The sequence below is a fragment of the Vreelandella hamiltonii genome (assembly GCF_014651795.1).
Taxonomy (GTDB): domain Bacteria; phylum Pseudomonadota; class Gammaproteobacteria; order Pseudomonadales; family Halomonadaceae; genus Vreelandella; species Vreelandella hamiltonii.
The window spans coordinates 246874-271204 of record NZ_BMXO01000001.1 but is presented as its reverse complement, the minus strand read 5'-3'; the positions used below and the strand labels follow the sequence as shown (position 1 = coordinate 271204).

Below are 24331 nucleotides of genomic sequence, written 5' to 3'. Positions count from 1 at the left end.
TTCGGTCGATGATCAATATGATCAAGGTAACAATAATGCCAATACCTGCCACAAGGAGAACCTCATGCGTCTTGCGCGACACTTGCCCATCACGACCCTGGCAGCCGCTATCGCGGTAGCGGGGCACGCCCATGCTCAGACAACGCTCACCGTGGCGACGGTGAACAATAACGACATGGTCATCATGCAGAGCCTGACCAGTGCCTTCGAGGAGGCGCATCCGGATATCTCTCTGGACTGGGTGGTGCTGGAGGAGAACGTGCTGCGCCAGCGCATGACGACGGATATTGCCACTGGTGGCGGGCAGTTCGACGTGATGACCATTGGCACCTATGAAGTGCCGATCTGGGCAGAGCGGGGCTGGCTCGAACCCCTGGTGGACCTGCCCGACGACTACCACGAAGACGATTTGCTGGCATCGGTGCGCGATGGCCTGAGCCTGGACGGCACGCTGCATGCGCTGCCGTTCTATGCCGAAAGCTCGATGATGTACTACCGCACCGACCTGTTCGAACAAGCCGGTATCGAGATGCCCGAGCAGCCCACCTGGGAGCAGGTGCACGACTGGGCCGAGCAACTGCACGGCAGCGAGCCGGGGTTGGCGGGCATCTGCCTGCGTGGCAAGCCGGGCTGGGGTGAAAACATGGCCTTCGTCTCGACGCTGGTGAACACCTTCGGTGGCCGCTGGTTCGATGAGCAGTGGAACCCTGAAATCAATTCCGAAGCCTGGAACGACGCCGTCGCGTTTTATGTCGACCTGCTGGGCAATTACGGGCCGCCTGGCGCCAGCTCCAACGGCTTCAACGAAAATCTGGCGCTCTTCTCCCGGGGCAGCTGTGCCATGTGGGTCGATGCCACTTCGGCTGCTGGCAAGCTCTATGACGCGAACGAATCAGACGTCGCCGACGTGCTGGGTTTTGCCCCTGCGCCCATTGCCGAAACGCCCAAAGGCTCGCATTGGCTGTGGTCCTGGGCACTGGCTATTCCTGCCTCTTCCGAGCACAAGGAGGCGGCGCAGTCGTTCATCACCTGGGCCACGTCACAAGAGTACATAGCGCTGGTGGGTGAGACCAACGGCTGGACCAACGTGCCCCCGGGTACCCGTGAGTCCACCTACGCCAATGCGCAGTACATCGAGGCGGCTCCCTTTGCGGACTTCGTGGTGAATGCCATCAAGGACGCCGACCCCACCGACTCCAGCCTGGAGCCCAACCCCTATATTGGCGTCCAGTTCGTCGGCATTCCCGAGTTCCAGTCGATTGGTACTCAGGTGGGTCAGACCATCGCGTCAGCGCTCACCGGCGGAACCTCCGTGGCGCAAGCCCTCGATAACGCTCAGCGGACTACCGAGCGCGCCATGCAGCGCGCGGGCTATATCCAACGCTGAGCCCTGAAGGTGGCAGCGCTTGCCCCGCCAGGGGGAGGCGCTGCCCAGGCTCCTGGCGGGACCGTTTTTTGCAGGTATTGTCATGAATAGAACACGTGCTTCTGGCCGAACGGTCGGCGGGCTGAGGACGCTATCGCTTCAGGCGCCCGCAGTGACTCTTCTGCTGCTCTGGATGATCGTGCCCTTGGGCATGACGGTCTGGTTCTCTTTTCAGCGCTACAACCTGTTGATGCCGGAAATGACCGGCTTCGCGGGGCTGGAAAACTATGAGTATCTGCTCACCGACCCCGCGCTGTGGAAAGCCATGGCCAACACGCTGCTGCTGGTGGGCTGGGTACTAGCCATCACAGTGGTGGGCGGCACGCTGTTGGCGGTGCTGTTCCAGCAAGAGTTTGCCGGGCGGGGCATCGCCCGGGTGCTGGCGATTTCTCCTTTCTTCGTCATGCCCACGGTCAGTGCCCTGGTCTGGAAAAACATGATGATGCACCCCTCCAATGGGGTGTTGGCCTGGCTGTCGCAATCGCTGGGGCTTCCCGTCGTGGACTGGTTCTCGGCGCTACCGCTGACGTCCATCATCATCATCGTCTCATGGCAGTGGCTGCCGTTTGCGCTGCTGATTCTGCTGACCGCCATGCAGTCGCTGGACGAAGATCAGGTGGAAGCCGCACGCATGGACGGAGCGGGGCCGCTGGCGATTTTCTTCTTCATCACGCTGCCGCACCTCAAGCGTGCCATCAGCGTGGTGATCATGATCGAGATGATCTTCCTGCTGACGATTTTTGCCGAGATCTTTGTCACTACCTCGGGTGGGCCGGGACTTGCTACCACCAACCTGGCGTATTTGATCTACATCCAGGCGCTGTTGGATTTCGATGTGGGCATGGCCTCGGCGGGTGGGGTGATCGCCATCATTCTCGCCAATATCGTCGCCATCTTCCTCGTCCGAATGGTTGCCAGAAACCTGGAAGATTAACGTCGGCTCTTTGGGCCTTGGGAGTCTCTGTATGACCCTGCATCGTAACGCCTCCGCCAACGCACGTTCGTTACCGCTGCGGCAGCTACTGCTGACCCTGCTGGGCTGGTCCGTGGCCTTGGTGATCTTTTTTCCCATCCTGTGGATGGTGCTGACCGGATTCAAAACCGAAACGGCGGCGATCGCCGACCCCAGCTTTATTTTTTCGCCTACGCTCGAAAGTTACCAGGCCGTTCAGGCCCGCTCGGGCTATGCCCGCTTTGCCTTGAACAGCGTGGCCGTCGCGTTTGGCTCCACGTTTTTAGCCTTGCTGATTGCCATTCCCTCGGCTTACGCCATGGCCTTCTTGCCCACCCAACGTACCAAAGGCACGCTGCTGTGGATGCTCTCTACCAAGATGCTACCTCCGGTGGGGGTTCTGGTACCTATCTACCTGATTTTCCGCGATGTCGGACTGCTGGATACCCGTACCGGGCTGATCATCATCTACACCCTGATGAACCTGCCCATCGTGGTGTGGATGCTTTACACCTTCTTCAAGGACATGCCCAAGGACATCCTCGAAGCGGGCCGTATGGACGGCGCCTCTACCCTTCAAGAGGTATTTTTCCTGCTGCTGCCGCTTACCTTGCCGGGCATCGCTTCTACCGGGCTGCTGTCGGTGATCCTGAGCTGGAACGAGGCGTTCTGGAGTCTCAATCTCACCTCGTCGAAAGCGGCACCGTTGACCGCTTACATTGCCTCCTTCTCGAGCCCTGAAGGGTTGTTCTGGGCCAAGCTGTCGGCGGCGTCCACCATGGCCATTGCGCCCATCCTGATGCTCGGCTGGATGACCCAAAAACAGATGGTGCGCGGCCTGACCTTTGGTGCCGTCAAGTAAAGGAATTTTCCATGGCAACCTTGCAACTGAAAAACATCACCAAGCAGTTTGGCGACACCCAGGTCATCAAGGGCATCGACCTCGATGTCAATGATCGTGAGTTCGTCGTGTTCGTGGGGCCTTCCGGCTGCGGCAAATCCACGCTGATGCGCATGATCGCCGGGCTGGAAAGCGCCAGTGACGGCGATATTCTCATCGATGGCCAGCGCATGAACGAGGTGGGCCCCGCCGACCGAGGGTTGGCCATGGTGTTTCAAAGCTATGCGCTTTACCCGCACATGACCGTCGAGGGCAACATGGGCTTCAGCATGCGCCTGGCCGGGGTACCCAAAGAGGAGCGCCGCGCCAAGGTGCTGGAAGCCGCTCGGATCCTGCAGCTCGAACCGCTGCTGGACCGCAAGCCCAAAGCGCTCTCGGGCGGCCAGCGCCAGCGGGTCGCCATTGGTCGCGCCATCGTGCGCAATCCCAGCATCTTCCTGTTCGACGAGCCGCTCTCCAATCTGGATGCGGCGCTGCGGGTGCAGATGCGTATCGAGCTGGCGCGGCTGCACGAAGAGCTGGACGCGACGATGATTTACGTCACCCACGACCAGATAGAGGCCATGACCATGGCCGATAAAATCGTCGTGCTCCACGATGGCGTGGTAGAGCAGGTAGGCTCGCCCATGGCGCTCTACCACCACCCGCGTAACCGGTTCGTGGCAGGTTTCATTGGTTCGCCCAAGATGAATTTCTTCAGCGTCGAGCAGCGCTCCCTTGGCGATGATGGTGTCACCGTGCGCCTGCCTGGTGGGAGACTCTGCACCATTCCCGTAGCAGGTGAACGGCTCGCCAGCGACGAAGCGCTGGAGCTGGGCATTCGCCCGGAGCATCTGCAGTTGGATGAAAACGGCCCTTTGAGTGGCCAAATCAAGGTGCTGGAGCGGCTGGGTGGGCAAACCTCGCTGTACGTGCAAATGGGCGAGCTGCTGATCACGATCATGGCCGACGGTGACGTGGCCTACCGTGTGAACGATACCGTGACGTTCGGTTTCGATGCGCAGCGCGCGCATCTCTTCGACGCCCAAGGCCTGGCACTGGAGAGCCTTTCTCGCCATCCGTTGGCCAGCCTGACACGCCAGGACAACCGTGCCGCCAGCGAGCCAGAGCTACCCGGAGGGCACGCATGAAGACACTGATCTTTGATTGTGACGGTGTTCTGGTGGACAGCGAGTTTCTCGCCGAGCAGACCCTGGAAACCTACCTGACCCACTGGCTGCCAGACCTGGATATACCGACGCTGCTGGGGCAAGCCCTGGGCATGACGACGGCCGATATTCTGCACCATCTCGAGCAGCAGAGCCGCCATGCGCTGCCAGCGGATGCATCTGAGCAGGTGGATGAAGCCATCGAGTCGCGGCTGCTGCGTGAGCTGACCGCCATCGAGGGTGTGCACCGAGCGGTAAGTGGCATCAGTCTGCCCAAGGCCATCGTTTCCAACAGCCGTCGTCGCCGTGTGGAGGCCTCCCTGGCGACCACGCGATTGGCCGACGTATTGGGAGACGTGCCCATCTTCACCGCCGAGCAGGTCGACCACCCGAAACCAGACCCGGCCATTTATCACCTGGCCGCGAGCAGGCTTGGCTGCCCTCCTGAGCAGTGCCTGGTGGTGGAGGATAGCGTGGCCGGAGTGACGGCTGCCCGGGCGGCAGGCATGCAGGTGATTGGCTTTGTCGGTGCCAGCCATGTGGATGACCGCCAACATGCGCGACTGCTGGCCGCTGGCGCCTGGCGAATCCTGCTGCACATGCGTGGGCTGCACGCCTTGGTCGATGAGTGGCAACTCTACCTGCAAGGACACGATCACAATGAAACTACGCGATAAACGGGCCGTGATTACCGGCGGCGCTCGGGGGATCGGGCTGGCCATCGCTCGGCGCTATCTTCTGGAAGGAGCCAGCGTCGTGGTGGCCGACATCGATGCCCGGGCCGTCGACGAAGCGCTCATCACGCTCCAGCAGGATACCGACGCCGAACGGGTGATGGGCGTGGTGCTGAACGTATGCGATCAGGCGTCCATCGACGCCATGGTGAGCAAGGTCTTCGAGCGCTTTGGCGGTATCGACATTCTGGTCAACAACGCCGCGGTCTTCGACATGGCGCCCGTGCTGGAGGTCACCGAAGCCAGCTTCGACAAACAGTTCGCGGTGAACACCAAAGGCATGTTTTTCACCTTGCAGGCCGTGGCTCGCGCCATGGTGGCCCAGGGGCAGGGTGGAAAGATCATCAACATGGCCTCGCAGGCGGGCAGACGAGGCGAGCCCCTGGTGAGCGTTTACTGCGCCAGCAAAGCCGCCGTGATCAGCCTGACCCAATCCTGCGGGCTCGATTTGATCAAACATCGCATCAACGTCAATGGCATAGCCCCTGGCGTGGTGGATACGCCGATGTGGCAAGAGGTCGATGCGCTGTTTGCCCGCTACGAGCACCGCCCGCTGGGAGAGAAGAAACGGTTGGTGGGTGAAGCCGTGCCCTATGGCCGCATGGGAGTGCCGGAAGACCACACGGGAGCCGCTGTTTTCCTGGCTAGCCAAGATAGCGATTACGTTGTCGCCCAGACGCTCAACGTCGATGGCGGCAACTGGATGAGTTGAGATGCCAATGAGCCCTGATGTTGTTTCGTTGAGCCACCAGCTGCTGGATGCCGCGCAAGGCCAAGCGCGCTATATGGTTGCCCTGGCCGGGCCACCTGGTGCTGGCAAGTCTTATGGGAGTGTCCTGCTGTGCGATGCGCTCAATCAGCGCCAGCCAGGGGTGGCAGCGGTCGTGCCCATGGATGGCTATCACTTCGATAACGCTGTCCTGGGGGAAGAGCAGCTCCCGCTCAAGGGAGCGCCGCATACGTTCGACGTGGACGGCCTTCGCCACGACCTGGCACGTATTCGTCGCGCTGACCGTCCGGTGGCCGTGCCCATTTTCGATCGCCCGCTGGACCTGGCGAGGGCCGGGGGGCGCTTGATCACGCCCGACCATCGCATCGTGATCGTGGAGGGCAATTATCTGCTGCTCGACCAGGAGCCCTGGCGAGCGCTGCGTTCTCTGTTCGACTGGACGCTGTTCATCGACGTGGAGGATGCCGTGCTGGCCGAGCGGCTGATACAGCGCTGGCTGTGCATGGGGCAGGACCTCGCGGGTGCCATGGAGCGAACCCACCAGAAAGACATGCTCAACGCGGCTCTGGTGAAAACGCGCAGCGTGTCACCTGACCAGCGCTGGCGACCATCCCTGTCCACCTTCTCGGAGAGTGACCATGACCTCGTTGAATAACCATACGCTGGCGGCCTTCGGCCAGGCCGTACAGAGACCTGCTTACGACCGACAGGCACTGACCCCCGGCATCGTGCATATCGGGGTCGGGGGCTTTCATCGTGCTCATCAGGCGATGTACGTGGATGCTCTGATGAACCAGGGCGAAGCGCTGGAGTGGGGGATCGTGGGGGTCGGGGTCATGCCCGGCGACAAGCGCATGCAGCAGGTGCTGGCAGCTCAGGATTTCCTCTACACCCTGGTGGTGAAATACCCCGATGGCGAGTATCGGCCCCGGGTGATTGGCAGCATGGTGGATTACCTGTTTGCCCCGGAGGACCCCGACGCGGTGATCGAAACAATGGCGGACCCCGCCATCAGAATCGTGTCGCTCACGGTCACGGAGGGTGGCTACAACTTTCATCCGGTCAGCGGAGAGTTCAACCTGGACGCCCCCCAGGTGCGCGACGATCTCGCCCATCCAGAGCGCCCCTCCACCAGCTTTGGCCTTGTGGTGGAAGCCTTGGTGCGCCGCCGGGCACGGGGCATTGCGCCGTTTACGGTGATGTCCTGCGACAACATTCAGGGCAACGGCGACGTGGCCAAACGCATGTTCAGCGCCTACGCCCGCGCCCGCAGTGCAGAGCTGGGTGACTGGCTGGCTGCCGAGGTGGCGTTTCCCAACGCCATGGTGGACCGTATCACGCCGGTGACCGCGCCTACGGATATCGAAGAGCTCGCCCAGCGCTTTGGCGTTGAAGACGCCTGGCCCGTGGTGTGCGAGCCCTTTACCCAATGGGTGCTGGAAGACCACTTTCCCTTGGGTCGCCCGGCGTTCGAGAACGTTGGTGTTCAGGTCGTCGATGATGTCGAGCCCTACGAACTGATGAAACTGCGCCTGCTCAACGCCAGCCATCAGGCGCTCACTTATTTTGGTTATTTGGCGGGCTATCGCTACGCCCATGAGGTGTGCCAGGACCCGCTGTTCGTGGAGTTCTTGCTGGGGTACATGCGCGAAGAGGGCACGCCGACGCTGGCCCCCGTGCCGGGGGTGGACCTTGCAAGCTATCAGTTGACGCTGATCGAGCGCTTTGCCAATCCTCAAATCAGAGACACCCTGGCGCGGCTGTGCGCGGAAAGCTCGGATCGTATTCCTAAGTGGTTGGTGCCGGTGATTCGCCAGCAGCTTGCCCAGAGCGGCGAGATCCAGCGCAGCGCTGCCGTGGTGGCCAGCTGGGCACGCTATGCCGAAGGGGTCGACGAGCAGGGCAACCCCATCGAGATCGTGGACCGCTTGCGAGAGCCGTTGATGGCCATTGCCGCCAATAACCGCACCCACCCGGCGGCCTTCGTGGAAAACCGCGAGCTGTTTGGCGACCTGGCAGAGCAGCCCCGCTTCCTTGATGCCTACCTGGAGGCGCTGAAGTCGCTGCATGAGCGGGGCGCACGGGCTACCCTTGAAGCTCTGGTCGCGTCGAAAGGAACCGTGTGATGTATATCGGGGTGGATTGCGGTACGCAGAGTACCAAGGTCGTGGTGGTGGATGTGGAGCGTGGCGTCATCCTGGGGGAAGGCAGCCGCCCGCACCGCCTGGACGAAGGCGAACACGGCCGCCGCGAGCAGTCGCCCGCCGAGTGGTTGGCGGCGCTCAAGGGGGCGTTTTCCGAGGCCATTCAGCGGTCGGGCATCGATGCCCGACAGGTACGCGGCATTGGCGTTTCCGGTCAACAGCATGGCATGGTGGCTCTCGATGCCGACGGCGTGCCGGTGTATCCCGCCAAGCTGTGGTGTGATACCGAAACCAGCGCGCAAAACAGTGCGCTGGTCGAAGCGTTGGGCGGTGAAGCGGGCTGCCTGGCGAAGCTTGGCCTGGTGCTGCAAACCGGTTATACCGCCTCGAAAGTGGCTTGGCTTCGCGAGCACCACCCGGACGCCTATCAGCGTATCGCCACGCTGCTGCTGCCCCATGACTACCTGAATTTCTGGCTGACCGGTGAGCGGGTCACCGAGGCAGGCGATGCCTCGGGCACTGGTTATTTCGACACCCGTACCCAGCGCTGGCAAAAAGAGGTGTTCGCCGCCATTGCGCCAGAACTCGACCCTGAGCGCGTGCTGCCACGCCTCATCGAGCCCCGAGAGCCCGTTGGTCGAGTCCGCCCATTGGTAGCGCAAGAGCTGGGGCTGAGCGATAGCGTGATCGTCTCTTCCGGCGGTGGCGACAACATGATGGGGGCGATTGGCACCGGCAATATTACCCGTGGCTTGATTACCTTGAGCCTGGGAACCTCCGGCACGGTATGTGCCTACTCGCCCGAGCCCGTGGTCTGCGACAGCGCCATGGTGGCCAACTTCTGCGCCAGCCACGGTGGCTGGCTGCCGCTGATCTGTACCATGAACGTCACGTCGGCAACGACCCGTGTGCGAGAGTTGTTCGGGCTGGATCTGGCGGCCTTTGGCGAGCGGGTGGCCAGCGCCCCGATTGGCGCCGAAGGCGTGACGGTACTGCCGTTCTTCAACGGGGAACGGGTGCCCATGTTGCCGGATGCCTCTGGCGACTTTCTGGGCTTGACCAGCGTGAACATGACCCAGGCCAACCTGTGTCGTGGGGTGATGGAAGGCGCTACCTTTGGCCTGCGCTACGGGCTGGAGCTGTTGGGAGAACTGGCCGCGGGTACCCGCCAGATTCGGCTGATCGGCGGCGGTGCGAACAGCCCCGTGTGGCGGCAAATGGTGGCCGACATGACCAATACCCAAGTGATCTGCCCCGAGATCACCGATGCCGCCGCTCTGGGCGCCGCCATTCAGGCAGCCTGGTGCGACCTGGGCCCCGAGGGCGTGAGCCTGGCCTCGCTCTGCGAGCGGTTGGTGCACCTGGACGCTGCCTCACTGGCAGAGCCGGAACCCCAGCGTGTGGCCGCGTACCATGAGGCGTATCAGCGCTACTTGGCGCTGTTGGCGCAGCGTCACTCGCTTTAATACCCATTGCTGCAAATGCCGCTCACTCCATGCACCATAACGTCAGCGCCTGTCTCATCGACAGGCGCTGACGTGGCTGCAGGGCGGGGTGGCCCCAGGCGGCTTACCAGGATTTATAAGGCAGGAACTTGCCGTTCAGGGTGAGCAGCACGCGGTCGCCCTTGGGGTCTTCGATCTTTTCCATTTCCATGGTGAAGTCGATGGCGCTCATGATGCCGTCGCCAAACTTCTCCTGCACGACATCCTTGAGGGTTTCACCGTAAACGCCGACCACTTCGTACAGGCGGTAGATGAAGGGGTCCTGGGGAATGGCCTCATCCCACGCCTTGGTGGGGAAGGCGGTCAGCGCGGTGGCCACGTCGCCATCGACTTCCAGCACGTCGCACAGTTTATGGGCGACATCGGCACTGGCACTGTTCATGCCGTAGCAGGCTGACGCCACCCAGACCGGCGACATGCCGACCGCGCTGGCAATCTCGTCCCAGCTCATTTGCTTGCGTGCCTTGGCGGCAAGAAGGGTGTGACGCATTTCAAGCTTATCCATGACGGATCTCCTTGGGAGTAAATGTGACCAGCTTTTCTTGGGGCGGCACCGTCGTCGGTGCCGGAGTAGAGACGGGCGTGGCGCTACCTTCTGCCAGGGTCACGGGGTTGACCGGTGTGGGGTAGCGCAGGCCCTTGCCGTCGAATTCCTGGGTACGTAGCTCACTGGAGCGGTTTACCAGGAAGTCGACGAGGTAGTTGCGAATCGTATAAAAGTGGGGATGCTTGACGATCTCCGCCCGCTGGCGCGGCCGTGGCAGGTCGATTTCGACCGCTTCGGCAATCCGCGCCTGGGGGCCGTTGGTCATCAGGAAGATACGGTCGGCCAGCAGAATGGCTTCGTCCACGTCGTGGGTGATCATGAACACGGTCTGCTGGTCCTGGCTCCAGATCTTGACCAGTTCGTCCTGGATGACGCCACGGGTGAGGGCATCCAGGGCCCCAAAGGGCTCATCCAGCAGCAGCAACTTGGGCTTGGTGGCAAACGCACGCGCGATGCTGACCCGCTGGCGCATGCCGCCAGAAAGCTGGGCGGGCTTGCGGCCGACCACTTCTTTCAAACCCACCAAGGTCAGGTATTTCATGCTGTGTTCGGTGATCTCGTGCTCGCTCCAGGCGGGCCAGCGGGCACGTACGCCAAAGCGCACGTTGTCCAGCGCGGTGAGCCAGGGCAACAGGCTGTAGTTTTGAAACACCACGCCACGTTCGAGACTCGGCCCATGGATCTCCTTGCCATCCATGACCATGGAGCCTTCGGAGAACTGATCCAGCCCGGCCAGCGCATTCATGATGGTGGATTTGCCACAGCCGGAGTGGCCGATGATGCAGACGAACTCGCCCTTCTTGAGCTGAAAGCTGATGTCTTCGAAGACCGTGAGCGGTGCAGCGTCCTTGCCAGCGCCGGGGAAGCGTTTGGCGGCCTTCTGCACCTCTACAAAGGCATGACTCATGACAGGCTCCTTATTCGGCGTAGGTGACGAAACGGGCGACATAGCCCAGCGACATATCCAGCAGCATGCCGACGACGCCAATCATCAGGATGGAAAAGATCACGCTGGTCAGGTCCAGGTTGTTCCACTCGTTCCAGACGTAGTAGCCGATGCCGGTACCACCCACGAGCATTTCTGCGGCGACGATGACCAGCCAGGCAATACCGATGGAGATGCGCATGCCGGTCAGAATGGTCGGGGCCGCGGCGGGCAAAATGACCTTGAAGGCCGTTTGCAGCGGCGACAGTTCATGGGTGCGTGCCACGTTCACCCAGTCGCTGCGCACGCCAGCCACGCCAAAGGCGGTATTGAGCAGCATCGGCCAAATGGAACAGATAAAGATCACGAAGATGGCCGAGGCTTCGGCATCCCGAATGATGAACAGCGCCAGAGGCATCCAGGCCAAGGGAGAAATCGGCCGCAAGACCTGAATGAACGGGTTGAGCGCTTTATACGCCAGCGGTGACATGCCAATCAGAAAGCCGATGGGGATGGCCACCACGGCGGCCATGAGATAGCCGCTGAGCACGCGGTAGAGGGAGTAACCCAGTTGAATGCCGATCCCCTTGTCGTTGGGGCCTGCATCATAAAAAGGGTTGGAAAGCTGCTCCCAGGCCCGCTCGAAAATCGCCGACGGCGGGGGGACACGGGCCGTTTCATCGGCCCCGCCCAGCAGCAGCTCGTATTCGCTCAGCTCTTCCGTGCCGCCCAGCAGCGGCGAGCGGTCGAGTCCTTCCCACAGCCCCAGCAGTACGGCGAGCAGGACGAAGGCCAACAAGGCAGCCCGTGCATTCAGGCTGATGTTCCAGTCGGTGGTGGTACGGTCCATGATTAGCTCCTGCGGATATCAAAGCTGGCCAGATACCCTTCGGGGTCGGTGTAGTCGAAGGTCTTGCCCATGATCTGGTAGTTGCGCGAGGTCTCTTCGGGGGCGTCGTAGCCCAGCTCGTTCATCACCGTGCGTGCTTCGCTGGCCAAAAAGACATCCCGGGCAATCTGCTGATAATCGACGCTGCCCTCGATGTAGCCCCAGCGCTTCATCTGGGTCAGGATCCAGACGGCCATGGATTGCCAGGGGAAGGGGTCGAAGTCGATCCGGTCCGGCACGTTCTGAACATTGCCCAGGCCATCGGCAAAGCGCCCTGTCAGCACCTGCTCGATCACCGTGACCGGCTGGTTCAGGTAGTTGGTCGGGGCAATGGCCTCGGCGATTTCCGAACGGTTGGCCGGGTCGGAGGAGTATTGGGTGGCATCGATGATCGCCCGCAGCAGCGCGCCGTAGGTGTTGGGGTTTTGCTGGGCAAAGCGAGCGCTAGTGGCAAAGGCGCAGCACGGGTGGCCGTCCCAGATCTCCTTGGTGAGCAGATGAATGAAGCCGATGCGCTCGAACACGGCGCGCTGATTGAACGGGTCGGGGGAGAGAAACCCATCGATGTTGCCCGCGCGCAGGTTGGCGACCATTTCGGGGGGCGGAATGACGCGAATCTGAATGTCCTGATCCGGGTCCAGGCCATGCTCGGCCACGTAGTAGCGCAGCAGGAAGTTGTGCATGGAGTATTCGAAGGGCACGCCGAAGGTGAAGCCTTTCCACTGCTGCGGGTCACGCTTGTCCTGGTGGTCGTTGTGCAGCACGATGGCTTGCCCATTGACGTTCTCGATGGCAGGCGTCACGAAGGCCCGCTGGGTCGAGCCTGCCCCCAGGCTCATGGCCAGCGGCATGGGGGAGAGCATGTGGGCGGCATCGTACCGGTCGTTCAGCGAGTTATCGCGAATCAGCGCCCAGCCCGCGGTCTTGATCACATTGACGTTCAGGCCGTAACGCTCATAGAACCCCATGGGGTGGGCCATGATGATGGGCGTGGCGCAGGTGATCGGAATGAAGCCGATGTCCAGCTCGGTTTTCTCCAGCGGGCCCAAGCTCTCCTTGACCGCCGCCTTGATCGACTCCATGGGCAGCAATGTGGCCAGGGCTGCCGCCGCGGTGCCGCCACCCACCAGCTTCATGAATTGCCGGCGGTGCATGTCGCTATGGCCAAAGATGCCACGAACCAGCGCGCTCTCCACGACTCGGTCCATGATCTGTTCGGCATTGCTGGGCGGCGCTTCGCCACTGGCCAAGGTGGCCTGATGGGAAGATACGCTGGGGCGGGCAGGGTGGCACTGGTGGCAATCACACTGGCGGCCATGGATCAGCGATTGACGGTGATCGAAAGGGTTGCCGAGACTGCTGTGGTCATTGTTCTCTTTCATGGGCGTTCACCTCTCAGGAGCAAATGGGCTTCTAGCTGCGCCGTCTTGGTGCGAAACAGAGCGTTGCGGCACTGTTTTGATAGTGCGACTTGTGTGCCACAACCGTCCGTTTTGTTTAAAGATTCATAAATTCAATGAGTTGTGGTGTTTGGTGGAATCTTGGAGGCCATGCTTGAAAACAACGATTTTTCGTTAATAACGATATTTCGTTGTTTAAATGACGAAATATCGTTATTGGCCCGCTGTTTGTATGGGTAGTGGGTATGTCGCCGCCATCGCCAGGAGATGCAGATGCCCCCCATGCCCATGACGACCGAGCTGTTGATGAGCGAGCCGTCGCTCAAGCTCATGGCCAGCCATGCCCCGCTGGCCATGCTGGTGATCGACCCGCTGGCCGATGAGCTGGTGGCTGCCAATGCGGCGGCCTGCCAACTGTTGATGCTGGAAGAGGGCGATTGGCGGGCGTCTCCATTCAGCCATCGGTTGAGTGCCTCCTTGCCGCTGTGGGTCAGCTTTACCGATGAGGTATTGACTACCGGGCAGGCGTGGTCGGATGACCTGGTGGTGCTGGACAGCGTGCGTCAGCCACGCCGGGTAGAAGTCTTCGGTGAGCGTTTGCCGGACACCCCGCGACTGTTGTTGACCCTGATCGACCGGCAGAAGGCCGAGCAGCGGCGCGCCCGGGCCGAGCTGGGGCGTCAGCATCGCCAGGGGGATGTAGGGTGGCAGCGCGTCGAGCAGGTGTTCGAGCGAATCGAAAGGCAGAACCAGCTGATTCTCAGCGCTGCCGGAGAGGGCATCTACGGGCTGGATGCGCAGGGCAGAACCACTTTCGTCAATCCAGCGGCCGAGCGCATTCTGGGCTGGAGCACCGAGGATATGGTGGGCCACGATGCGCATTTGATGTTTCACCATACCCATGCCGATGGCTCGCATTTCCCGGTGCAGCAGTGCCCCATTCATGCCTCGTTCAGCGATGGCCAGGTGCACCACGTCGACGATGAAGTGTTCTGGCACAAGAACGGTGAGGCGATTCCCGTCGAGTATACGAGCACCCCCATTTTCGAAATGGGGCGGCTGGTGGGGGCCGTGGTGCTGTTTCGCGATATCCGCGAACGCAAACGGGCAGAGCAGCAGCTGCGCGATGCCCTGGAGGAGGTCGAGTCGCTGAAGCGGCGGCTGGAGCTAGAGAACGAATACCTACAGGAGGAGATCAAGGCAGAGGTCAATCACCGCAATATCGTGGGCAACAGCCCGGCGGTGGCCAAATTGATCCAGCAGATTGCCATGGTGGCGCCGACCGGGGCCAACGTCTTGATCAGCGGTGAGTCCGGCACGGGCAAGGAGCTGATCGCCAGGGCCATTCATGCCGGGAGTGGGCGCAGCGACCGGCCGCTGATTCGGGTCAACTGTGCCGCCATACCGCGAGATCTGTTCGAAAGTGAGTTCTTTGGCCATGTCAAAGGGGCCTTTACCGGGGCGATGCAGGATCGTCCGGGGCGTTTCGAGCTGGCCCACGGCGGCACGCTGTTTCTTGACGAGGTAGGAGAAATTCCGCTGGAGCTGCAGAGCAAGCTGCTGCGCGTATTGCAGGATCAGCAGTTCGAGCGAGTGGGGGACAACCGCACCCGCGAGGTGGACGTGCGCGTGATTGCGGCCACTAACCGTGATTTGAAAGAGATGATCGACGCCGGGCATTTCCGAGAGGATCTCTATTTCCGGCTCAACGTGTTTCCCATCGATTCAGTGCCGCTGCGCAAGCGCATCGAGGACGTGCCCTTGCTGGCGCGACATTTTCTGCACCGCGCCTGCTTGAAGTTCAACAAGCCGGGCGTGCGTATTCCTCCCGCCCAATTGGAGCTGCTGACCCGCTATCCATGGCCTGGCAATATCCGCGAGCTCGAAAACGTCATCGAACGACAGGTGATCGTGACCCAGGACCGCCGGCTCTGCTTCGACGACCTGTTGCCGCCGGAGCCCAGTGTGCCGGGGCAGGTCATGGAGGAGCGTGACAAGGGCGCCGAGCCTCTTGCCGAGACACCGATGACCGAACAGGCGCTACAGCAGCACCAGCGGGACAACGTGCTGAAGGCGCTGGCAGCGACACAGGGCAAGATCTCTGGCGCGGGCGGGGCGGCGGAGCTATTGGGCGTCAAACCGACGACGCTGGCCTCCCGGCTGCAAAAGTGGGGCATCGACCCGCGTCGATTCAGGCGTCGTGAATGTAAAAAGCCCCCTGCCAACGGTGCATTGGACTAAGGTAAAAGGTGCTGGGCTGGGCAGGCACTTTGTACACACAAATTCGCCAAGTTCAAGGCTAGCATACATACATGAATGTAACTATAATGCCCACTCTTTCAGACTGGCGCTGCGCGTCTTCCAACGTTGACACCTAGAGGCAATCCCATGCGACTAGCACACTGGGCAGTCAATGCCCCTTTACGCCCCTTGCTACTGGCCGTGCTGACCTCCTCCTTCATTCTGCCTGCCCAAGCGGCCGACCTGGTCACCATCACCCGCGATGCGTTGAACAACAACGCTGCCCTTGCCTCGGCACGCGCCGAATTTTCTGGCGTGGAAGCGGGCCGGGACGTGGCGCGCGGCGGCTTGCTGCCTCAGGTGAATGCCTCCGGTAGTGTCGTGCACAACCAGCAGTACGAAAGCCAGGGTTCTGCGCGGGGGGCGGGCGTCGGCGTGGGTGCCGACCAGGCCGCGGTGGGGGTCAGCGATGACCGTTACAACACCGCATCGCTGTCGTTGGAAGCGACCCAGGCGCTGTTCAATGCCGTGACGCGCCAGGAGCTCAACCAGGCCGAGCGCCAGATCGATCAGCAGGTCTACCTTTTGGCCGCGACGGAACAGCAGCTGCTCATCGACGTGGTCAGCGCCTACTTCGATATTCTGCGTGCCCATGAGGTTCTGGAAGCGCGTCAGGCGCAAGAGCGCGCCATTGGCCGCCAACTGGAACAGGCCCGCGAGCAGTTCGAGGTCGGGCTGATTGCGATTACCGAAGTGGAAGAGGCGCGGGCCAGCTTCGACCAGTCTCGGGCCGACCGCATTGCCGCCGAGAGCAGCCTGCAAGTGGCGTTCGAAGCGCTGGAGCAGTTGACCGGGCAGCGTTACGCCAACATCGATGCCTTGGGTGACGCCATGCCGATTGCGCTCCCTGCGCCCACCGACCGTGACTATTGGGTCGACCAGGCACTGGAGCGCAACCCGCAGGTACTGGCCCAGCGGGCAGGTATCGAACTGTCTCGGGCCGGTGTGGAAATCGCCCGGGCAGGGCGTCTACCCACCGTGCAGGCGTTCGCCAACTATCAATACTCGGAAAGCGACAGCGATGTGGTCAGTGGCTACAACTCTTCTAGCCAGGTAGGCGTTTCCGCCAACCTGCCGATTTACACCGGTGGCAGCACCAGTGCGCGTATTCGCCAGGGCACCTTCCAGCTCGAAAGTAGCCAGTACGACTTCGAGTCCCAGCGCCGCACCACGATTCAACAGGTGCGCTCGCTGTACACCCAGGTCAGCAATAACGTGGAAACCGTGGATGCTCGCCGCCAGGCCATCGTGTCTACCCGCAGCGCTCTGGAAGCGACGCGCGCAGGCTACGAGGTGGGTACCCGCAATATCGTCGATGTGCTGAATGCCGAGCAGAACCTCTATAACGCCATCGCCAGCTACGCCGAAGCGCGCTACGACTACGTGGTGAATCTGATGTCGCTGCGCCAGCAGTCGGGCATGCTGGACGTGGCGGCCATCGAGGAAGTCAATGCCTGGCTGACCGGTGACAGCGTCAACTTCACCCTGCCTGAAAGCAACGCGCCTGATACTTACCAGCGCGCGATGGACATTGGTGCTCCTCCTACCCCAGGCGCCTGAGCGCGGCCAATGGGGGCACGCCTGCGATCCGTCAACGTACAGAAAAAATGAATGGGAATTCGACGCATGAAAAGAGTGATGCACTCCACCCGGGCGAGCCTGGTGACGCTGATCGCCGTGCTGGCGCTGACCGCTTGTGGCCAGGAACAGCCGTCCCAGGAGCAGCAGGGCCAGCAGCAGGAAGCGCCACCCCACGCGGTGGAAGTCGCTGAAGTAAGCCGTCAGGACATTCCGCTCAACAAATCCTATCCTTCGCTGCTGCGTAGCGACAGTGAAGTCACGCTGGTGGCGCGGGTCAACGGCTTTCTGGAAGAGCGACATTTCGAACCCGGGCAAATGGTCGAGGAGGGAGATCGCCTCTACACCATCGAGCCGGACTTGTACCAGGCCACGGTGAACCAGCGTGAAGCAGACCTGCAGAGCGCCCGGGCAGAGCTGGCACGCGCCCAGCGGGATGCGCAGCGTTTCGAGCAGCTGCTGAGCCAGAACTCGGTCAGCCGCCAGCAGTACGACCAGGCGCTGGCAGAGCAGCGGGTTGCGCAGGCCAGCGTGGCACAGGCGGAAGCCGCACTCACCAGTGCCAATCTGGACCTGGGCTACTCCAACGTCACCGCGCCCGTTTCGGGCATGATCAGCTTGAGCCAGATCAACGTGGGCAACCTGGTCACGTCAGGCACTGAGCTGGCCACCATCACGCCCCTGGACCCGCTGGAAGTGCGCTTTCAGCTACCCCAGCGTGATGCCTTTGAGCTGCGTCGTCAGTTGGCCGACAGCGCCGGTGACATGTCCTCCATTACCGCCCATCTCAGCGTGCCCGGGTTAGCGGGTAGCGCTGGTGGTGAGCTGGCGGGCCGCCTGAATTTCCTCGGTTCCCGTGTGGATACCGGCACCAGTACGGTGCAAGCATCGGCCACGTTCGACAATCCTGACGGGGAAGTACTGCCGGGCCAGTTCGTGCGCGTACGCCTTGAAGGCCTGAAGCGCTTCGACGTCATGGCGGTGCCTGAAATTGCCGTTACCCAAGGGTTGATGGGCCCTCGTGTCTTCGTGCTGGACGACGAAAGCAAGGCGCGTGAGCGGACGGTTCAACTGGGCGATGTGGCTGGCCCCTGGCAGATCATCCTGGATGGCCTGGAGCCTGGCGAGCGCGTTGTGGTAGGTGACCCGGCGGGTATCGAGCCGGGCATGGAGATCGACCCGGTGCGTTTCGATGGCGATGCAGAACAGCTGGTCGATGACGTGGAAGAAGCCGAAGCGCAGGAGCAGCAGGAGCAGGCCGAAGCGGCTGCCGAGATGTCCGAAGGCGCCGGTGATGCGCCCGCGGAAGGGGAAGAGGGTGCTCAATAATGAATTTCTCTAACTTCTTTATCAGTCGTCCGATATTCGCCACGGTGCTGGCGATTATCCTGACGCTGGTAGGCGCGATGGCGATGCGGATACTGCCCATCGAGCAGTATCCCAGCGTGGTGCCGCCCACGGTCTCGGTACAGGCGCAGTTCCCTGGTGCCGATGCGGAGACCGTGGCACAGACCGTGGCCGCGCCCCTGGCGGAAGCCATCAACGGCGTGGAAGACATGCTGTACATGACCTCCAACAGCGCCGACAACGGCCTGATGAGCCTGAGCGTGGCGTTCAACATCGGCACCGATGGTGATATCAACACCATCAACGTCAACAACCGCGTGCAGGGGGCCTTGTCCCAGTTGCCAGAGGCCGTTCAGTCTCAGGGTGTCACCGTGGAGCTGCGTTCCGACTCCATTCTGATGCTGGTCGCGCTGACCTCGCCCAGCGGTGACTACAACAACGTTTACATGCAGAACTATGCCACCCTCAACATTCTCGATGAGCTGCGCCAGGTGCCTGGCGTGGGCAACGCCGAGGTGCTGGGGGGCGGCGAGTTTGCCATGCGGATCTGGATGGATCCCGACAAGCTGGCCCAGTACGACCTGACCCCGAGCGAAGTGGCCAGTGCCATTCGCGCTCAGAACACCGAAATTCCGGCCGGTAATCTTGCCGCGACGCCCCAGAGCGAGCCGCGTGCCTATACCTACACCATTACCGCTGGCGGGCGTCTTTCCAGCCCGGATGATTTCCGTAACATCTTCCTGCGCACCAATGCCGATGGCTCTTCGCTGCGCCTGGAAGACGTGGCACGGATCGAGCTGGGTGCCTCTTTCTACGGCGTGGATGCGCGGTTGAACGGCGCGACCATGACACCCATCATCATCAACCAGCAGCCGGGCGCCAACGCGCTGGAGACGGCCAACTCGGTTCGGGCGACCATGGAAGATCTGGCTGAACGCTTCCCGCCAGGGCTCGAGTACGTGACGCCTTACGATACGACGCTGTTCATCGATGCGTCCGTCGAGACGGTGCTCAAGACGTTCATCGAAGCGTTCCTGATCGTTATCGTGATTCTGTTCATCTTCCTGCAGAACTGGCGCTTTACGGTCATCGCCATGTCGGTGGTGCCGGTCTCGGTGATTGGTACCTTTGCCGGCTTCTACCTGTTCGACTTTTCGATCAACCTGTTGACGCTGTTCGCGCTGGTGCTGTCGATCGGTATCGTGGTGGATGACGCGATTCTGGTGGTGGAGAACGTCGAGCGGGTGCTCAGCGAAGAGGACGATATCAGCGTTCGCGATGCCACCATTCGCGCCATGAAAGAGGTCGGCGGGCCGGTCATCGCCACGTCGCTGATCATGGCGGCGGTGTTCGTGCCGGTGGCCTTCATGGGCGGCTTCACGGGCCAGATCTACCAGCAGTTCGCGATTACCGTGGCGATCTCGGTGGCGTTGTCGGCGCTGATGGCACTGACCTTCACCCCGGCGCTGTCCGCGATCTTCATCAAGCACAACCTGCACAAGACCCGTCAGTCCGCTTTCAAGCGAGCCATTACCACGCCGCTGCGCCTGTTCGATCGTTTCTTTGCAGGCTTCACGGCGCTATACATGTGGTTCGTGAAGAAGCTGGTGCGCTTCTGGGTGCTGGCGCTGGCGCTGACCGTGGCTGTCGGGGCGGGCTCTTACTGGCTGTATGCCAATACGCCCTCCACGCTGGTGCCCGAAACGGACCAGGGGATCGTGCTGGTCAGCGTGTCGCTGCCGGACGCCGCCTCGCTGGATCGTACCCAGAACTACATGGCCGAGCTAAGTGCTGCCATTGAAGATATCCCTGGCGTGCAGTACTCCTCGGCGGTGGCAGGGTATGACATTCTGTCCAGCGCGGTGAACACCGCACGCGGGATCATGTTCGTCAACATGCAGCCCTGGTCGGAGCGCGACCTGACCGCCAACGAGCTGGTGGGCCGTATCATGCAGCTGGGTGCCAGCATTGACGGTGGTTCGGCCATGGCCTTCAACGTACCGCCCATCATGGGGCTGTCGACCACTGGGGGCTTTACCGGCTACCTGCAATCCTTCGACGGCGCATCGCCCCGTGAGCTGTATGAGGCATCGCTGCAGATCATGGGGGCGGCGAACCAGCACCCTGCGCTGAATCAAGTATTCTCCACGTTCAACGTGAACGTTCCCTCGTTCCGGGCGGAGATCGACCAGCAGAAAGCGTTGAGCTACGGGGTGGCCCTGGAGAATATCTCTTCGGCACTTTCCAATACCTTTGGTAATGGCTTCGTCAACTTCTTCAGCTACCAGAACCGTAACTTCCAGGTGTATCTGCAGAACGAGGACGAGTTCCGCAAGACCCCCGAAGACATCAACAATGTCTACGTGCGGGGCGGCAACGGTGAGCGCATTCCGTTATCCGAGTTCGTGACGCTGGAGCGCCAGGTAGGGCCTTCGGTAGTGTCACGCTTCGGGGTGTACACCGGGGCGCAGTTCCAGGGCGGGGCGGCTCCGGGCTACAGCTCGGCACAAGCCATCGCGGCCATGGAAGAAGTCGTGCTGGAAACGCTGGGGCCGAACTGGGGCATGGGCTGGACTGGTACCGCGTATCAGGAGGCCAATCTGGGCAATACCGCCATGCTGGCCATCGTGTTCGGTATCCTGATGGTGTTCCTGATCCTGGCAGCCCAGTACGAGAGCTGGTCCTTGCCGCTGGCAGTCTTGACGGCCACTCCGTTTGCCTTCCTCGGGGGGATTGGCGGTATCGTGCTGCGCGGGCTGGATACCAGTGTCTACGTGCAAATCGGTATGCTGGTGGTCGTGGGGCTGGCGGCCAAGAACGCGATCCTGATCGTCGAGTTTGCCGAGCTGCAGCGTAAAGAGCAGGGCAAGACGATTCGTGAAGCCGCGATCACGGCGGCCGAGCTGCGCTTCCGGCCCATCGTCATGACCTCGCTGGCGTTCATCTTTGGTACGCTGCCGCTGGCCTTGGCCACCGGGGCCAGTGATGTCAGTAGCCACCATATCGGCACCACGGTGGCCGTGGGCATGGCGTCCGTCGCTATTCTGGGCAGCCTGTTCATTCCCAGCTTCTACGCCATGATTGCCACTGTTTCTGACTGGCTCTACCGCAAGCGTCATCCTGAGCGCAAGGAGGATGAGCAGGCGGCGCTGGGTCACGATCAGACCTGACCTGATCGCCAGCGATCCACCAGACGGGCACCCCACGGGGTGCCCGTTTTTTGTGGGCGTCGGGCCAAAGGCTGACACGGGTCAATGCCCGAGCTACTGACATGGCTAAGATGAGCTAAGCTGAAAGTGACCATCGTTTTAGCCTGAGTAGCACAATAATGGTCGACAATAGGCTCAGGCGAGAACAAGACCGGGCAACTTGCCCGGAGGAGAACACGCCATGCAAACCTTCATGTCTGCTGCTCTGCAGTTTCCTACCATCGTCTTTGCCCTGCTGCTGATACTGGGCATTCTCTATTGGCTCCTGGTGTTGTTGCGACTGGCGCCGTTGGAGCTGTTCGAACGCGATAGCCTGCGCGATGACCACATGGCGAGCACGCTCGTCTCGCTGGGCTTTGCGGGTGTGCCCGCCTCACTGGCGCTGAGCCTGCTCGTTCTATTGGCAGGCGCCATCTCGCTGGCCGTCGAGCTGCTGGTGCTGCGCTGGCTACCGCTGGGCATGCTGAGAGTGCCCGTGGGCGTGCTGGTGCTGTGGGCTTCCTTTGCCGTTGCTTCGCCGCTGGCGGCTGCCGTGTGTCACGCCCTGCAGCGTGGGCTGCATCGCTACCCGCCGTTCCAGCGCCGTTGCCTGCTTGGCGCCACGGCGGTAGTGGCCGAGCGCGACCAGCAGGGCGGTGCCACTGCTCGGCTGCTCAATGAGCCAAACAGCGTGGTGCGCCTGCATTGCAAGGCGGGGGATTGCCCCCAGCCGGGTGAGCATCGGGTCTTGGTCAAATATCTGGCCAGTGAAGGGGCCTACCGCAGTGTCATGGAGCAGGACTACCTGGATACGCGGGTACGCCTCAACAAGCTGCGCTTGCAGCACAAGCACCACCCCAACGGCTACCCGACGTAACCAGCCCTATCTACCGCCTCTCAGGTAGCGCCACACATCTGCCAGCCACTGGCTGAACGTGCCAGTTGGCTGGGCAGGTGTTGCCGTGGAAGAGGCGGATAACGGGGTCGTCAGAAAGTGCTGTATGGGCTTGACCTGCTGGGCGTCATTGAGCATCGGCGCGTGCCCGCAGCCCGGCACGGTCATGGTCACCAACGACGGCTGTGACTCGGCCATTTTGGGCAGCGTTTCGGCGGCCAGCAGGGTAGAGGTTTCACCGCGAATGACCATGAGCGGGCAGCGTATCTTCGCCCAGTCGGCCCAGGTATCCCGTGGTGTATCGTGAATAAACTGCTCGCCTATGCGTGGGTCGAAGTGGTAGGTCCAACTGCCATCGGGCAGGCGTCGTGCGCTATTGAGCGCCAGCTCGCGCCACTCCGCTTCGCTGGTGATGCCGAAGCTGGCATAGTGCTTGACCAGCTCTGCCTGCAGGTTGGCAAAGTTGTTGAAACGGTGGGTGACGCCAAAGTAGCTCGACAGCGCAATCAGCCCTTCCTTGTCGAGCTCAGGCCCAACGTCATTGAGGACCAGACGAGCAATGCGCGCTGCGTGTTGCTCGTCGGCGGCGATCAGCATACCAAGCAGCCCTCCCATGGAGGTGCCCAGCCAGTCCACCTGTTCCAACTGGTAGTGATCCAGCAGCGCGATGGCAACGGTGACATAGTGGCTGTAAAGGTAGTCATGGGCGGGAAACAGCGACCAGCTCGATAGGCCGCGCCCTGGGGTGTCCGGGGCCAGTACGCGCCATTCGCTACCGAGCTCGCGGGCCAGGGCGGCAAAATCACCGCCATGGCGAGCCAGCCCGTGCCAGGCAATCAGGGTTCGTTTGGCGTCAGGGTTCCAGATGCGAACCGCAATCTCCAGCTCACGTACGCGTACAAACTCCAAGGCATCCATACACGGCTCCTGTCATGTGGTGCCTGTAGTATAGATGCAATGCTGCGGTGCAGTAGCGCGTTACTTGCGCATCATGCGGATCAGCGTATCGATGATTTCTGCGCCGCGCTCGGAGACAGAAAAAGCATCCGGCGTGCGCAGCCAATCATGAAACAGGCCGCCGAGCGCGCACTGCATCAGGCGGGTGGCCGTTTCCGGGCTGATATCTTCGCGCATATCCTGCTGTTGCTGGGCCAGTTGGAACACCGGCAGCATTTCGTCGAAGCACTCTTCGCCGATTTCATCCTGCATGGCAATGGGGTTGATATCGCTGAAGAATTCACAGCGATGGAGCAGGATCGACAGAATACGCTGATGGGAAGGTTGTTCGATACGCTGCAAGCCCGCGTGGCAGGCCAGGCGAATGGCTTCCAGCGGTGAAACGTGTGGGTCGGCGTTATTGACTTCATCGATCAATGACTGGAAGGGCATGCGCACCCGCTCCACCAGCGCCATGAACAGATCGCCCTTGTTCTTGAAGTGCCAATAGACGGCACCGCGGGTCAGCCCCGCATGGCGGGCAATCTGCTCAAGCGAGGTGCGAGCAACGCCTTTTTCGAAAAACACCTCTTCAGCCGCATCCAGCAGCGCTTCGCGCGTTGCCGCAGCCTCCGCTTTGGTTTTTCTTGCCATGGAACCTCACCTCACTCTCGACACGTATGCGGCGTATTTTATATGAACTCGCCGGTTTTTTACATTCAAAAGTGTATGGTTAATCAGAGAACTTCATAGCGTGCGTTAACAAAGATGTCGGATAATGCTAA

20 protein-coding genes are annotated in these 24331 nt (G+C 61.5%); 14 read left to right on the top strand and 6 right to left on the bottom strand.

All coding sequences use genetic code 11. The features are described from left to right. The first annotated feature begins 64 nt into the window (after positions 1-64). From IE061_RS01380 to xylB, 9 genes are all read left to right on the top strand, one after another. The gene (locus IE061_RS01380; RefSeq protein WP_193460773.1) at positions 65-1387 is read left to right on the top strand and encodes an ABC transporter substrate-binding protein; all 1323 of its coding nucleotides are present in this window, start codon (positions 65-67) and stop codon (positions 1385-1387) included. Between the two features lie 82 nt (positions 1388-1469). Beyond that, positions 1470-2360: a carbohydrate ABC transporter permease gene (locus IE061_RS01375; protein WP_193460772.1), complete on the top strand. Its 891-nt coding sequence runs from the start codon at positions 1470-1472 to the stop codon at positions 2358-2360. A gap of 31 nt (positions 2361-2391) precedes the next feature. Next, positions 2392-3240: a carbohydrate ABC transporter permease gene (locus tag IE061_RS01370; RefSeq protein ID WP_193460771.1), complete on the top strand. Its 849-nt coding sequence runs from the start codon at positions 2392-2394 to the stop codon at positions 3238-3240. A gap of 11 nt (positions 3241-3251) precedes the next feature. After that, entirely contained in the window at positions 3252-4409 is a 1158-nt protein-coding gene (locus IE061_RS01365; protein ID WP_039176445.1) for an ABC transporter ATP-binding protein, read from the top strand. Next, positions 4406-5104, top strand: a complete 699-nt coding sequence (locus IE061_RS01360) for an HAD family hydrolase (protein ID WP_039176442.1) — start codon at positions 4406-4408, stop codon at positions 5102-5104. Before IE061_RS01365 ends, IE061_RS01360 begins: the two co-directional genes overlap by 4 nt. After that, positions 5088-5873, top strand: a complete 786-nt coding sequence (locus tag IE061_RS01355; protein WP_193460770.1) for an L-iditol 2-dehydrogenase — start codon at positions 5088-5090, stop codon at positions 5871-5873. Before IE061_RS01360 ends, IE061_RS01355 begins: the two co-directional genes overlap by 17 nt. A gap of 7 nt (positions 5874-5880) precedes the next feature. Continuing rightward, on the top strand, positions 5881-6546 hold the full coding sequence (locus IE061_RS01350) for a nucleoside/nucleotide kinase family protein (protein WP_052196356.1): 666 nt from the start codon (positions 5881-5883) through the stop codon (positions 6544-6546). Further along, entirely contained in the window at positions 6530-8017 is a 1488-nt protein-coding gene (locus tag IE061_RS01345) for a mannitol dehydrogenase family protein (protein WP_193460769.1), read from the top strand. The genes IE061_RS01350 and IE061_RS01345 overlap by 17 nt, the downstream gene beginning before the upstream one ends. Further along, on the top strand, positions 8017-9501 hold the full coding sequence (gene xylB / locus IE061_RS01340) for a xylulokinase (protein ID WP_193460768.1): 1485 nt from the start codon (positions 8017-8019) through the stop codon (positions 9499-9501). Before IE061_RS01345 ends, xylB begins: the two co-directional genes overlap by 1 nt. A gap of 103 nt (positions 9502-9604) precedes the next feature. On the opposite strand, the gene cynS is transcribed toward xylB, so the two are convergent. Genes cynS through IE061_RS01320 form a run of 4 tightly spaced genes read right to left on the bottom strand, consistent with a single transcriptional unit; the run spans position 9605 to position 13283 of the window. Continuing rightward, positions 9605-10045: a cyanase gene (cynS, locus tag IE061_RS01335; protein WP_039176430.1), complete on the bottom strand. Its 441-nt coding sequence runs from the start codon at positions 10043-10045 to the stop codon at positions 9605-9607. After that, positions 10038-10994, bottom strand: coding sequence for an ABC transporter ATP-binding protein (locus IE061_RS01330; RefSeq protein ID WP_096922562.1), 957 nt, complete (start codon positions 10992-10994; stop codon positions 10038-10040). Before IE061_RS01330 ends, cynS begins: the two co-directional genes overlap by 8 nt. A gap of 10 nt (positions 10995-11004) precedes the next feature. Continuing rightward, positions 11005-11862 carry a nitrate ABC transporter permease gene (ntrB, locus tag IE061_RS01325; protein ID WP_039176425.1) on the bottom strand — a complete coding sequence of 286 codons (858 nt, stop codon included), beginning with the start codon at positions 11860-11862 and terminating at the stop codon, positions 11005-11007. 2 nt (positions 11863-11864) lie between these two features. Next, complete coding sequence (locus tag IE061_RS01320) at positions 11865-13283, bottom strand: CmpA/NrtA family ABC transporter substrate-binding protein (protein ID WP_016914562.1); 1419 nt, start codon at positions 13281-13283, stop codon at positions 11865-11867. A gap of 300 nt (positions 13284-13583) precedes the next feature. Here IE061_RS01320 and IE061_RS01315 point away from each other — a divergent pair, with 300 nt between their 5' ends. The 5 genes from IE061_RS01315 (at position 13584) to IE061_RS01295 (ending at position 22592) form a co-directional block, all read left to right on the top strand. Continuing rightward, positions 13584-15542 (top strand): sigma 54-interacting transcriptional regulator, encoded by a 1959-nt coding sequence (locus IE061_RS01315; RefSeq protein ID WP_373294926.1) that lies wholly within the window; start codon positions 13584-13586, stop codon positions 15540-15542. Positions 15543-15689: 147 nt separating this feature from the next. Beyond that, positions 15690-17162, top strand: coding sequence for a TolC family outer membrane protein (locus tag IE061_RS01310; protein WP_039176419.1), 1473 nt, complete (start codon positions 15690-15692; stop codon positions 17160-17162). A gap of 66 nt (positions 17163-17228) precedes the next feature. Beyond that, positions 17229-18509 (top strand): efflux RND transporter periplasmic adaptor subunit, encoded by a 1281-nt coding sequence (locus tag IE061_RS01305; protein ID WP_039176416.1) that lies wholly within the window; start codon positions 17229-17231, stop codon positions 18507-18509. Continuing rightward, the gene (locus IE061_RS01300; RefSeq protein WP_193460767.1) at positions 18509-21697 is read left to right on the top strand and encodes an efflux RND transporter permease subunit; all 3189 of its coding nucleotides are present in this window, start codon (positions 18509-18511) and stop codon (positions 21695-21697) included. Before IE061_RS01305 ends, IE061_RS01300 begins: the two co-directional genes overlap by 1 nt. A gap of 220 nt (positions 21698-21917) precedes the next feature. Next, on the top strand, positions 21918-22592 hold the full coding sequence (locus IE061_RS01295; protein ID WP_039176410.1) for a hypothetical protein: 675 nt from the start codon (positions 21918-21920) through the stop codon (positions 22590-22592). A gap of 6 nt (positions 22593-22598) precedes the next feature. Here the strand turns inward: IE061_RS01295 and IE061_RS01290 are convergent, their stop codons facing one another. Together IE061_RS01290 and IE061_RS01285 are read right to left on the bottom strand one after the other, a co-directional pair. Further along, complete coding sequence (locus tag IE061_RS01290; protein ID WP_189464185.1) at positions 22599-23528, bottom strand: alpha/beta fold hydrolase; 930 nt, start codon at positions 23526-23528, stop codon at positions 22599-22601. 60 nt (positions 23529-23588) lie between these two features. After that, positions 23589-24200 carry a TetR family transcriptional regulator gene (locus IE061_RS01285; RefSeq protein WP_039176404.1) on the bottom strand — a complete coding sequence of 204 codons (612 nt, stop codon included), beginning with the start codon at positions 24198-24200 and terminating at the stop codon, positions 23589-23591. Positions 24201-24331 lie beyond the last annotated feature (131 nt).

Coding starts and splice junctions, on each gene's coding strand:
- IE061_RS01355 (WP_193460770.1), top strand. CDS start 5,088: ATGAAACTACGCGATAAACGGGCCGTGATTACCGGCGGCGCTCGGGGG.
- ntrB (WP_039176425.1), bottom strand. CDS start 11,862: ATGGACCGTACCACCACCGACTGGAACATCAGCCTGAATGCACGGGCT.
- IE061_RS01330 (WP_096922562.1), bottom strand. CDS start 10,994: ATGAGTCATGCCTTTGTAGAGGTGCAGAAGGCCGCCAAACGCTTCCCC.
- IE061_RS01360 (WP_039176442.1), top strand. CDS start 4,406: ATGAAGACACTGATCTTTGATTGTGACGGTGTTCTGGTGGACAGCGAG.
- IE061_RS01295 (WP_039176410.1), top strand. CDS start 21,918: ATGCAAACCTTCATGTCTGCTGCTCTGCAGTTTCCTACCATCGTCTTT.
- IE061_RS01290 (WP_189464185.1), bottom strand. CDS start 23,528: ATGGATGCCTTGGAGTTTGTACGCGTACGTGAGCTGGAGATTGCGGTT.
- IE061_RS01310 (WP_039176419.1), top strand. CDS start 15,690: ATGCGACTAGCACACTGGGCAGTCAATGCCCCTTTACGCCCCTTGCTA.
- xylB (WP_193460768.1), top strand. CDS start 8,017: ATGTATATCGGGGTGGATTGCGGTACGCAGAGTACCAAGGTCGTGGTG.
- IE061_RS01315 (WP_373294926.1), top strand. CDS start 13,584: ATGCCCATGACGACCGAGCTGTTGATGAGCGAGCCGTCGCTCAAGCTC.
- cynS (WP_039176430.1), bottom strand. CDS start 10,045: ATGGATAAGCTTGAAATGCGTCACACCCTTCTTGCCGCCAAGGCACGC.
- IE061_RS01300 (WP_193460767.1), top strand. CDS start 18,509: ATGAATTTCTCTAACTTCTTTATCAGTCGTCCGATATTCGCCACGGTG.
- IE061_RS01380 (WP_193460773.1), top strand. CDS start 65: ATGCGTCTTGCGCGACACTTGCCCATCACGACCCTGGCAGCCGCTATC.
- IE061_RS01285 (WP_039176404.1), bottom strand. CDS start 24,200: ATGGCAAGAAAAACCAAAGCGGAGGCTGCGGCAACGCGCGAAGCGCTG.
- IE061_RS01370 (WP_193460771.1), top strand. CDS start 2,392: ATGACCCTGCATCGTAACGCCTCCGCCAACGCACGTTCGTTACCGCTG.
- IE061_RS01320 (WP_016914562.1), bottom strand. CDS start 13,283: ATGAAAGAGAACAATGACCACAGCAGTCTCGGCAACCCTTTCGATCAC.
- IE061_RS01365 (WP_039176445.1), top strand. CDS start 3,252: ATGGCAACCTTGCAACTGAAAAACATCACCAAGCAGTTTGGCGACACC.
- IE061_RS01350 (WP_052196356.1), top strand. CDS start 5,881: ATGAGCCCTGATGTTGTTTCGTTGAGCCACCAGCTGCTGGATGCCGCG.
- IE061_RS01375 (WP_193460772.1), top strand. CDS start 1,470: ATGAATAGAACACGTGCTTCTGGCCGAACGGTCGGCGGGCTGAGGACG.
- IE061_RS01345 (WP_193460769.1), top strand. CDS start 6,530: ATGACCTCGTTGAATAACCATACGCTGGCGGCCTTCGGCCAGGCCGTA.
- IE061_RS01305 (WP_039176416.1), top strand. CDS start 17,229: ATGAAAAGAGTGATGCACTCCACCCGGGCGAGCCTGGTGACGCTGATC.